2 protein-coding genes are annotated in these 1358 nt (G+C 73.2%); both read left to right on the forward strand.

Features of this window, described 5'->3' with window-relative positions; translation table 11 throughout:
* A partial coding sequence (locus G6024_RS13980) for a L,D-transpeptidase (protein ID WP_206683392.1) occupies positions 1-624 on the forward strand: 624 nt, incomplete at its 5' end.
* Positions 625-694: 70 nt separating this feature from the next.
* A complete protein-coding gene (locus G6024_RS13985) occupies positions 695-1342 on the forward strand; it encodes a DUF1801 domain-containing protein (RefSeq protein ID WP_159148968.1) in 648 nt (215 codons plus the stop codon).
* Positions 1343-1358: the final 16 nt, after the last annotated feature.

Genomic DNA, 1358 nt, shown 5'->3' on the forward strand with positions numbered 1-1358 from the left:
CCGCCCGCCGACGCCGCCGGTGTCACGGAGACGGACACCCGGATCGTGACCGATGCGCCCCCGCAGCCGGTGGCCGTCGACGAGCAGGTGGTCCGCTCGGTCGCCCACCGGGTCCTGGAGGAACAGGGGCGGCCGGCCCACCTGACCGACGTGGACCTCGTCGCCCGCGACGTGCTGGCCGGCGGCCCCGTCGAGGCCGGAGAGGTGGACGAACTGACGCGTCAGACCCTGCTCGGGAACGGTCCCGGCGCCCCGGACACCGTCGGCGAACCCGCGCCATCCCGGTGCCCACCGACCGCCCGGGCGTGCGTCGACGTCGACGGCAAGCGGGCCTGGATGGTCGACGACGGGGAGATCACCTACGGTCCCGTCCCCGTGACCACCGGCATGCCCGGCTACGAGACCGCGCGGGGCGCGCACCGGATCCTGCGGCACGTGCGCCACGACCACAGCCGGGTCTTCGACTCCCCGATGCCGTACTCGACCTACTTCACCGTGGACGGCATGGCATTCCACCAGGGTCGGCTGGACGAACCGTCCCACGGGTGCGTCCACCTGGGCCAGCAGGCGGCCGCACACTTCTTCGAGCAACTGAGGGTCGGAGACGAGATCGTCGCATTCTGACCACGGGGCGGGGCGATCGTTGTGCACCTGAGCCTGGCCCGGCTGTGCGTGTCGGTCTAGCGTCGTGGGCATGACAGGTCCCCCGCTGCCGCTGCCACGGCTCTCGGCCCCGGCGACGCGCGCCCTGGCCACCGCGGGAATCACCGACCTGCGGCACCTCGACGGCACCCCGGAGAAAGACGTCCTCGCGCTCCACGGGGTGGGACCGTCCCAGCTCGGCGTCCTGCGCGAGGCGCTGACCGCCGCCGGGCTCGCCTTCTCCGCCCCCGTGTCCCGGCCCGCGGCCACCGGCCGCAACGACAACACCGCGCTACTACCCACCGGGGCGCCGCCGAGGCAATGGATCGAGGGCCTTCCCACCGCTCGGCGCGTCGACGACGGCCTGCGACTGCTCGCGATGTTCGACGAGATCACCGGGGAGCCGGCCTCGATGTGGGCCGGTTCGATCGTCGGATACGGACACAGCCACTACGTCTACGACAGCGGCCGGGAGGGCGACACCTTCGTGGTGGGCTTCAGCCCGAGGTCGTCGGCGACATCCCTCTACGGGCTCCTGGGCGGGCCGGACGAGGAGGAGCAACTGGCCCGACTCGGCCCCCACAAGAGCGGAAAGGGCTGCCTCTACGTGACCAGGCTCGACCGGATCGACGTCCGCGCGCTGCGCGACATGGTCGCCAGCGCGTGGGACCGGCGGGCGGCCGGCGCGGGGGCGCCTTGACCGGCGACCCGAGCGC

The organism is Dietzia maris, from assembly GCF_014144855.1.
Lineage (GTDB): Bacteria > Actinomycetota > Actinomycetes > Mycobacteriales > Mycobacteriaceae > Dietzia > Dietzia kunjamensis.